The sequence below is a fragment of the Paraburkholderia kururiensis JCM 10599 = LMG 19447 genome (genome assembly GCF_003986935.1).
Classification (GTDB): Bacteria; Pseudomonadota; Gammaproteobacteria; order Burkholderiales; family Burkholderiaceae; genus Paraburkholderia; species Paraburkholderia kururiensis.
On record NZ_RJZE01000025.1, the window covers coordinates 123,257 to 131,841 of the forward strand.

Sequence of the window (8,585 nt, forward strand, 5' to 3'; positions counted from 1 at the left end):
ATGCTGGCCACGACAAGGCAGTTCGCAAACGAGTCCTGCGGAAATGTGTACTGGAGATTGGAGGCACGCTTGTTCCTTCGCTGACGGTCCGAGTTGTAACTAGTTGTAAGAGTCGGCGCAGGGTAGCGGAACTTTCCGAGCGCAATTAACCGCCTGTCCCAGGCGTGCAGGGTTTCCGGACGCAAACGTTTTAATCGTCGCGTTTGGGTGAAACCTGCGAAATAGCCTTGCGCATCGGATTTGAACTGTTTAGCATCGCGCGTCGCCTTCAGGAACCGCCGGGCCGCCGCTCCGACTTCATGTCTCATCACCCGCTATGGCGCGGCAGCGCCCCGACGCTCGCTAACGGGATCGCCCATAGTCATTTCGATGTCGAAAACGAGCCGATTTCGCGGCAACTGCTGGCTTGGCGCGAGCGAGTCGGCCATGTCATCGATGCCGTGCCGTCGCGCGAGCGGATCGAGCGGCCGTTTCGTGGGTCGATTGAACGCTACGATGTAGGCGACATCGTCCTCACGGATTGCCGTTCAGACGAACTGCTGCTTGAACGCGCGATCGCCCGTATTTCACGTGACAGCGTTCGGAGTTTCGTTTTTCATGTGTTCCTCGCCGGCGGTGTCGAGTCGCTCGGGGTGCATTCGGGTGCACGGCGTAGCACAGTCAGGCAGGGCGGCATTCTCGCGCTGGACATGGACCAGCCGATCCGAATGCTGCGAGGCGCCGTCAGGGTCGTAACGCTATTTGTGCCGGGCGCGCTGTTGCAGCAGACCGTGGCCGATCCGGCGGCGCTTCACGGCCGCGTGCTCGAGTGTCACAAGCCCCACGCTGGGTTCGTCGTCGAGCATGTCGCGGCTCTCGCTGAAGAGCTTCCTTTCATGCCTGCGATCGAGGCCCGCCACCGCCTTGTCGATGCAGTGCGATTGTTGGGCGCTGCGTTCGTGCAGGACGCGGGTCTTGCTGGCGATCGGCACGCGGCGGCGCGGGGTGCGATGTTCGATCAGACGCGCCGCTACGTGCGTGCCAACCTTGAAAACCCGGAACTTTCGCCTGAGCATTTACAGAATGCACTCGGACTGGCGCACTCGACGCTGTACAGGCTATTCGAGCACGAAGGCGGAGTCGGAACTTACATTCGCCATCTGCGTCTTCGGCGTGCGGTGGACGAATTGGTTCAATACCCCAATCTTCCAGTGAAGGACATTGCTTACGCGATGTGTTTCAAGAGCGCTCAGGATTTCAGCCGGGCGTTTCGTCGAGCCTACGGTATGACGCCGCGAGATGTGCGAGCGACGGATCGCCACTGCTTGTTCGACGAGAAAGTCGACGCGTAGGCCAACGAAGCATTAGCCGGAGTGCCCTCAAGGAACGGATTATTTCGTCCGCTACCGAAGAATCAGCTTATGGCTTACTTGTCACACGCGCTCACGCACCTGAACCCCGCATACACGTACTGATAACGCGGCTGAAACCAGTTGCGAAACGTGGGCCGCAGCATGCAGCGCGCGGTTCGCGCGGAGCCGCCCTTGAGCACGTAGTGCTGGCCGTCGAAGAAGTTTGCCGAATAGCCCAGGTAGAACGGGAACGGCTCGAAGCCGGGTAGCGGTTCGAACAGCGTCGAGGTCCATTCCCAGCCGTTGCCGTGCAACCCTTCCGCGCCGAACGTGCTGCGGCTTTCGGGGAAGGCGTCCACGGGTTGCGGGTCCCAGCTGCGGAAATCGAAGTTGCCGCTGGTGGGCTGATCGATGCCGTGCGCGGCGCGCTGCCATTGCGCTTCCGTCGGCAGCGATTTGCCGCGCCATCGTGCATAGGCACTTGCTTCGGCGTGACTCACATACGCGGGCCATGCGGGCGGCAGGTCGATTTCGTCGAACATGGTGCGTAGGGTCCAACCGTCGCCGGCTTGCGACCAGAAGACGGGATGTTCGATCTGCTGCGCTTCTTTCCAGGCCCAGTCCTTGTCGTTCCACAGGGCGCGCTCGCGGTAGCCGCCGGCCTCCACGAACGCGCGATATTCGCCGTTCGTAACCATGTAGCGGTCGATCTCGAACGCGGGCACATCGATACGCGCTTCGCCGAATTCGTTGTCCCAGCCGAACCGGCCGCCTTCGCGCGGCATGCCGAGAATTGCCGTGCCCGCAGGCACATGGACCATTGAGGGCGACAGGGTGTGAGAGCCGTCGCTACTGCCTGCGTGCGCCGCATCCGACGGCGCATGCTTCTGGTCCAGCGGCAACTGATGCAGCATGTACGCGAGCGTTTCGACGTGCATCAGCCGGTGCTCGATCGCCACGTTCAGCAGTTGCGCGGGCGAACTGGTGTGGATGGCGCCGCTGCCCAGATCGAAGGCGTGCAGGCGGGCGTCGATCTGTTCGCGGGCGCGCTGCGCGTAAGCGAGTACGACATCGAGCGCCGGCCAGTCACTCGGCACGTCGGTAGGCAAGCCGCCATCTACCGGATCGATGCCGAACGCGAACAGCGCATCGAGCTTCGGATCGAAGGAAGGCAGATCGAACAGGCGTTCGCTGAACAGATTGCGATCGAACGCTTCCAGGTGCCCGATGTAGAACACGATGCGGTGCCGTTCGCCGATGGGCCGTTCGTAGAGAAAGTCGCGCTTCACGGCGGCGAACAACGCATCGCTCACGCGGCGCGCTTCGAGAAGACGTTGGACGAGCGGGTGAATTTCAACTGCGTCGCGGTTCATTGCGCCGGCTCTCCTGAAGGGAAGGTCGTGAAACTGTACCGTCTTCGCAGAACACGTGCCACGTCACGCGACAGCGCCGCGGCCTCGTGACGAGGTGCGCGGCGCACTGGATGGTGTGGAACGGAAAGGCCCCGAAAGCCAAGGCGGACGGCCGCGTCGAGACGTGAGCGGCCTGTGCGGAGCGGCTTAGATTTGCCGCAACCCTTCAATGTCGACGATGCGGATGAACTTGCCTTGCGTGTCGATCAGGCCGCGCTTTTGTAATCTCGACAGGGTGCGGCTCACGGTTTCGAGCGTCATGCCGAGATAGCTGCCCATGTCTTCGCGCGTCATGCGCAGGTTGAATTCCGCGGACGAATAGCCGCGCTGCGCGTTGCGTTCCGAAATGTCGAGCAGGAACGCGGCCACGCGTTCGTCTGCGGAAAGCGAGCCGAGCACCATCATTTGTGCGGATTCGCGAATCAGCTGCTCGCTCATGAGCCGGTGCAGACGTTCCTGCATGGCGCTGACTTCGCGGCACATCGTCTTGAGCGCGCCGTAGGGAATGATGCAAACGGAGCTGTCTTCGAGCGCGATGGCGCTGCACGCGTGACGGTCTTCGCTGATGCCGTCGAGGCCGAGCGCCTCGCCTGCGAGGCGCAGGCCGGTGACCTGCTCGCGGCCGCCGCGGTGCGCCATGACGGTCTTCAGCGAACCGGACCGCACAGCATAGAGACTTTCGAACGGGTCGCCGATGCGATAAACCGCTTCGCCGCGCCGCACGGCGCGCGCCGTGCAGATCAGCGATTCGAGCTTCGGCATTTCGTCGGCGGCGAGGCCCTGCGGCATGCAGAGCTGACGCATCGCGCAGGTGGAGCAACGGGCGGCTGTGCGGGACGGCGTGGATGCCGCCACGTGCGTGGTACGGCGCACGGTGGTTTGCGGAATAGCGGTCGGGGTCAGCATGGCCTGCTCCTGGGAACGTTTGAAGAATTTTCCCATCGCACGCCGATGTTGATCAGCGACAAATCGACGCGCACCCGCCGCGCGGCCCTTTGCGCGAGGTCACACCTCCTGCACGCCGCTCGCGGCGGATGGAATCAGGAGCACGGGCAGGTTTGCCTGACGCACGCAGTGTTCGGCGATGCTGCCGAGAATCAGGCGGCGGAATCCGCGGCGGCCGTGCGTGCCCATTACCACGAGGTCGGCGTTGAACGCCTTCGCGCGCGCGAGGATCAGCGTGGGCACGTCGTCGAGCGACGACGCTTCGCCCGTCGCCAGTTCGCCCGCGACGCCCTTCGCGCGCATGGCCGCGCCAAGCTCCGCGGTGAGCGTCTTGCCTTGCTCGATCATCTGCGTGCGCAGGATCGACGGGTCGTAGCCGGGGGCCTCGAAGTAGAGCGGCGTGTTCTCGATCACATAGAACGGCTGCAATTCGGCGCCCGTCGAGCGGGCCAGTTCGAGTGCGGCGTCGAAGGCGCGGCGGGATGTTTCGCTGCCATCGACTGCGACGAGAATGCGTTTGTACATGAGGAACCTCCACATTGACAGGAAAGGACGCCGGGCAGCTTAAACGATCGCGCGGCGAGCCGCATCGAAAGACGCCTGAAAGCAGGATGTCAATTCGCCGCTTGCCAAGTTGAACGGTGCGGCCGGCGTCGCTCTCGGGTGCGTGCGTTCGGGCTTCGGGCAGCAAATCGATCGACATGAGCGCATCTTTGCGCATGAGCGCGCCCGGGTTTGCCTTACAATCGACACCAATTTTTGACAAGCTGGCGGCTGTACGCCGCTGTTGCTTCGACCCGCCCCCCCGACCACGACAGGCGACCCCCACAAGCGACCATGGCGAGCGAACGTAAGGCGACCGGTCTGCCGGAACAGATCTACACGGACATTCTCAACCGCATTCTCGAAGGCGAGTACAAGGAGGGCGACCGGTTGCCCACCGAGCACGCCCTCGCGGAGCGTTTCGAGACGTCGCGGCCCACCGTGCGCGAGGCGCTGGCGCGGCTGCGCGCGGACGGCATCGTGGTCACGCGGCATGGTTCGGGAACCACGGTCGCGCGCCGGCCCGATCCCGATGTGCGTCGCTTCGCGCCGCTCGAAACGCTCTCGGACATTCGCCGCTGCTACGAATTCCGTGTCGTCACCGAGGCTGGCGCCGCAGCGCTTGCGGCCCAGCAGGCGGAGCCCGAAGACATCGAGGCCATCCAGCAGGCATGGGACGACCTCGAACGCGTGGTCGAAACGCAGGGCATCGGCGCGAAAGACGACTTCACGTTCCATCTGGCCGTGGCCCGCGCTTCTCGAAACCAGTTTTTTATTACGGTAATGTCCTTCATCGAAGAACAGATCGTGTTCAGCATGAATCTGTCGCGCAACCTTTCGCTGGTGAAGACGATCGAGCGTCAGCGCATGGTTCAGGCCGAGCATCTTGCGGTGCTCGAAGCCATTCGCCGTCACGACGCGGCGGGCGCGGCCGATGCTATGCGTCGCCATCTGGAGAACGCACGAGACCGGATGTTCGGTTCGTGATCGTATGGCGCGGCCGGTTTTCCGGTGCGCCAGCCTGTCCGCAGGGTTCGGTCCGCGGGCTTGCCCGGGGACCGGTCCATTGGGTCGATTTCCCGGTTCACGCCCCCGGCCTGTTCTTTTCCTTGCGTCTTTTTTGCGTCTTTTCCGCGCTCTATTTGCGCCGCCCTGAAGTGACTTCGTCTGCCTCCACTCCTGCCTCCCTGCCTTTTCGCCACGCGCTGCTCGCCATGCTGGGCATCGGTCTCGTCAACATGCTGGTCGCGCTCGACCAGACCGTGGTGAGTACCGCGCTGCCGTCCATCGTCGCCGAACTGCACGGCTTCGAGTACTACGCGTGGATCGCGAGCGCCTATCTGCTCGCCTCCGTCGTCACGGTGCCGGTGTTCGGGCGGCTGGGCGACTACTTCGGCCGCAAGCGCTTCGTGCTTGCCGCGGTGATCGTGTTCACGACGGCCTCGGTGTTGTGCGGCCTTGCCACGAGCATGCCGTTCCTCGCCATCGCCCGCGGGCTGCAAGGCGTGGGCGGCGGCATGATGGTGGGCACCGCTTTCGCGTCCATTCCCGACCTGTTCCCGGATGCGCGCGCCCGCGTGCGCTGGCAGGTCGTGATGGCGGCGGCGTACGGCATCGGCACGGCGGCGGGGCCGTCGCTCGGCGGATGGCTGAGCGAGCATTTCGGCTGGCGGTCCACGTTCTTTGTGAACCTGCCGGTGGGCGCGCTCGCGTTCTACTTCATCTGGGCGCATCTGCCGTATTACCGCCGCGAACGCACGGGCGAGGTGCGCATCGACTGGGGCGGCGCAGTGTTGGTGGCGCTGGTGCTGGGCTGCTTTCAGGTGTTCATCGAGGCGGTGCCGAAGGACGGTTTCACCACGGGCAACCTGATGCTCGCGGCCGTGGTGGCGGGCGGCGCGGCGGCACTGCTCGCCTGCGAGCGGCGCGCGACGCATCCCATCATCCCGCTCGATCTCTTTCGCGATGCGCAGATCGTGACGCTCTTCATGCTCTCCACGCTGTCGGGCTTCGTGATGTTCTCGCTGATCTTCTTCGCGCCGCTCCTGTTGCAGGGCGGCTTCGGACTGTCGCCGCAGCAGGCCGGTCTGCTCGCTACGCCGATTGCCGCGTGTATCGCCATTGGCAGCCTCATCAACACGCGCGTCGTGATTCATCTGCCGAAGCCGACGCTGATCCTCTCGATCGGCTTTGCCTTGCTTGTTGCGGCCTCCGCGGGTCTCGCGCTCGCGACGCGGTCCACGCCGCACCTGTGGCTCGAAGTGGCGATGTCGGCCGTGGGCATCGGCCTCGGCTTCATTCTCAATAATCTCAACGTCTTCGGCCAGGAGATCGCCGGGCAGGAGCGTTTCGGCATCACCACGGCGCTGCTGCAATCCACCCGCATGGTGGGCGGCATGCTGGGCACGAGCATCGTGGCGACCATCGTGAACCGGCATTACGCCTCGGGCGTGGAGGACGCGCTTCAGGTGCTCGGCAAGCCGGTGGCGGCGCGCTGGCAGCCGGAGTTGGCCGATCCGCGCATTCTCATCGACGAAGGGTTGCGCGACAGTCTGCTGAACCAGCTGCGTGTGGCCGGGCTGGACGGGCCCGCGCTCATGGAGGCCGTAAGGCACATCCTCGTGCAGTCCATTCACATCGGCGTGGTGTTGACCGGCTGCGCGGCGCTTGCGGCCGTGTTGATCGTGCGCCGCATTTCGCACATCACCTTTCGGCGCGCTCCGCGAGCCGGCTGAGCGGTTTTCGCGACGGGCGGCTGTTTGCAGCGGCAGCCGCCCGTCTCGATTGTCAGACCACCGTCATGCTGCCGCCGCCATCGGTCCGAACAGTGCCACGCGGGTTTGCGGACTCACCGCGATGTCGAGTGCGATGGCGTTTTCCGTGCCGATGCGCATGGGCGGCCCAAGCCGCGCCAGCTCGATGCCGGTGCGGCGCAGCAGACGCTCGATAGGCGTCGTGGTCACCGTGACGTAACGCGTAATGCCCATGCGGTCCGCGAAGGTCACAAGGGCGTGGATGGCATGCATGGTCACGTCGGCGAAACCGAAAGACTGGTCGCCGCCCGCCTCGATGGCAAAGCGGCTCAGCTCCCAGATGGTCCGCCCCGTCGGCGCGGCCTTGCCGGCCAGCAGCTGCGGGAAGGTGTCGCGCAGCATGTTCGGCCCTTCGGTGGGCATCAGACGCCAACATCCGCGTACCTCGCCCGCCGGCTCCTGAATCAGCATGTAATGCGGCCCGAGCGCGTCGTAGCCGTCGATCTCCATGCCCGCAATGGTGGGGATATCCCAGCCCATGCGGTCGCGGAAGACGCGAGCCCTGAGCCGGTACATCTCGTTGATATGTTCGTTATCGAATTCCTGCCGCAAACCAATCCGGATTGTTGCTTGCATGATGTTCTCCCGACACGTGTTGATGGCCTAAATACGTGTCGAAAGTTATGCATTTTGGGTAGAAAAACTACCTACCTACCTGGATAGGTGCGCGCGTGCGCGCAAGTGCGGAGAATCGGTCCGGCAGCAATTAATCAACAGGCATAACGGGCAGGGACCACCATGGAACTTCTGGAAAATCACTGGCAACCCGCGACGGGACAGGTACGGACGACGGCCGAGCTCGCCTCGGCGATCGACCGCGTTCAAATCATTGCGTACCGCAAAAGAAAGAAGGAAAGCCAGCGGCGTTTCTGGGCGCGCTTTGGCGTGACGCAATCGCGTGGAAGCCGCTTTGAATCGGGTGCGGAAATTCCCGCGCCGGTATCGATTCTGCTGGGGCTTTATTTCAACAAGACGATCTCGGACGGCGACTTGGGCAGGGCGGAGCGCATGCTGTTCCGTCGTGATTCGGACGGCTCGATCAGCCCGGATCTATAAGGCCCAGCTGGGTGGCGATCACGGCGGCCGCCCGCCGTGAATTGACACCGAATTTCGCGCGAATGTTTTTCATGTGGAAATTCACCACAGCCTCGGAGCAATTGAGGATGTGCGAGATTTCCCACGTGGATTTGCCGAGCGCAGTCCACTTCAGACATTCGCGCTCGCGCGGCGTGAGCTTGGGAATGAGCGTTTGCGCATGCGCACTCAAATGGCGTTGACTCGTGTCGATCACGAGGTCGCGCATCAATACGAGGTTCGGCAGTGCAGTGTCGATGTGCTGCCAGAACTTGTCATTCGGATTCGAATCGTTCACGAAGCACAGCATGCCGGCTTCCTGACGCGGCCCGTGAATGGGTAGTCGGACCTGAATAATCGTGCGAGGCGTATGCAGTAAGGCTGTGAAGCCGAAACGGTGTTGTTGGATTTGCAAGAAGCGGGCATATTGATGCGTGAATCCTGCAAATCCTGACGAGGTGTGGATG

At 63.4% G+C, this 8,585-nt stretch carries 9 protein-coding genes; 4 read left to right on the plus strand and 5 right to left on the minus strand.

Features of this window, described 5'->3' with window-relative positions; translation table 11 throughout:
• Positions 1-227: 227 nt before the first annotated feature.
• A complete protein-coding gene (locus tag PKKP23_RS26570; protein WP_240659151.1) occupies positions 228-1,331 on the plus strand; it encodes an AraC family transcriptional regulator in 1,104 nt (367 codons plus the stop codon).
• Positions 1,332-1,405: 74 nt separating this feature from the next.
• Here the strand turns inward: PKKP23_RS26570 and PKKP23_RS26575 are convergent, their stop codons facing one another.
• The 3 genes from PKKP23_RS26575 to PKKP23_RS26585 form a co-directional block, all read right to left on the minus strand.
• Positions 1,406-2,704, minus strand: coding sequence for an SUMF1/EgtB/PvdO family nonheme iron enzyme (locus PKKP23_RS26575; protein WP_126879083.1), 1,299 nt, complete (start codon positions 2,702-2,704; stop codon positions 1,406-1,408).
• A gap of 186 nt (positions 2,705-2,890) precedes the next feature.
• Complete coding sequence (fnr, locus tag PKKP23_RS26580; protein WP_017774913.1) at positions 2,891-3,649, minus strand: fumarate/nitrate reduction transcriptional regulator Fnr; 759 nt, start codon at positions 3,647-3,649, stop codon at positions 2,891-2,893.
• Between the two features lie 99 nt (positions 3,650-3,748).
• On the minus strand, positions 3,749-4,213 hold the full coding sequence (locus PKKP23_RS26585) for a universal stress protein (protein ID WP_017774914.1): 465 nt from the start codon (positions 4,211-4,213) through the stop codon (positions 3,749-3,751).
• A 312-nt stretch (positions 4,214-4,525) separates the two neighbouring features.
• Here PKKP23_RS26585 and PKKP23_RS26590 point away from each other — a divergent pair, with 312 nt between their 5' ends.
• Both PKKP23_RS26590 and PKKP23_RS26595 read left to right on the plus strand, forming a co-directional pair.
• Positions 4,526-5,218: a FadR/GntR family transcriptional regulator gene (locus PKKP23_RS26590; protein WP_033351039.1), complete on the plus strand. Its 693-nt coding sequence runs from the start codon at positions 4,526-4,528 to the stop codon at positions 5,216-5,218.
• A gap of 227 nt (positions 5,219-5,445) precedes the next feature.
• Positions 5,446-6,966, plus strand: coding sequence for an MFS transporter (locus PKKP23_RS26595; protein WP_126879094.1), 1,521 nt, complete (start codon positions 5,446-5,448; stop codon positions 6,964-6,966).
• Between the two features lie 63 nt (positions 6,967-7,029).
• Here PKKP23_RS26595 and PKKP23_RS26600 read toward each other — a convergent pair whose 3' ends face one another.
• Positions 7,030-7,620: an acyl-homoserine-lactone synthase gene (locus PKKP23_RS26600; RefSeq protein ID WP_026121461.1), complete on the minus strand. Its 591-nt coding sequence runs from the start codon at positions 7,618-7,620 to the stop codon at positions 7,030-7,032.
• Between the two features lie 162 nt (positions 7,621-7,782).
• Here PKKP23_RS26600 and PKKP23_RS26605 point away from each other — a divergent pair, with 162 nt between their 5' ends.
• Positions 7,783-8,100, plus strand: coding sequence for a helix-turn-helix domain-containing protein (locus tag PKKP23_RS26605; protein WP_017774918.1), 318 nt, complete (start codon positions 7,783-7,785; stop codon positions 8,098-8,100).
• Here the strand turns inward: PKKP23_RS26605 and PKKP23_RS26610 are convergent.
• The coding region (locus PKKP23_RS26610; RefSeq protein ID WP_138721042.1) for a helix-turn-helix transcriptional regulator at positions 8,084-8,585 on the minus strand (502 nt) is incomplete at its 5' end. The two genes, PKKP23_RS26605 and PKKP23_RS26610, sit on opposite strands and share 17 nt — an antisense overlap.

What these genes read in the sequence shown, in the direction of transcription:
- PKKP23_RS26590 (WP_033351039.1), top strand. Translation starts at nt 4,526, where the DNA reads ATGGCGAGCGAACGTAAGGCGACCGGTCTGCCGGAACAGATCTACACG.
- PKKP23_RS26585 (WP_017774914.1), bottom strand. Translation starts at nt 4,213, where the DNA reads ATGTACAAACGCATTCTCGTCGCAGTCGATGGCAGCGAAACATCCCGC.
- fnr (WP_017774913.1), bottom strand. Translation starts at nt 3,649, where the DNA reads ATGCTGACCCCGACCGCTATTCCGCAAACCACCGTGCGCCGTACCACG.
- PKKP23_RS26600 (WP_026121461.1), bottom strand. Translation starts at nt 7,620, where the DNA reads ATGCAAGCAACAATCCGGATTGGTTTGCGGCAGGAATTCGATAACGAA.
- PKKP23_RS26575 (WP_126879083.1), bottom strand. Translation starts at nt 2,704, where the DNA reads ATGAACCGCGACGCAGTTGAAATTCACCCGCTCGTCCAACGTCTTCTC.
- PKKP23_RS26605 (WP_017774918.1), top strand. Translation starts at nt 7,783, where the DNA reads ATGGAACTTCTGGAAAATCACTGGCAACCCGCGACGGGACAGGTACGG.
- PKKP23_RS26595 (WP_126879094.1), top strand. Translation starts at nt 5,446, where the DNA reads ATGCTGGGCATCGGTCTCGTCAACATGCTGGTCGCGCTCGACCAGACC.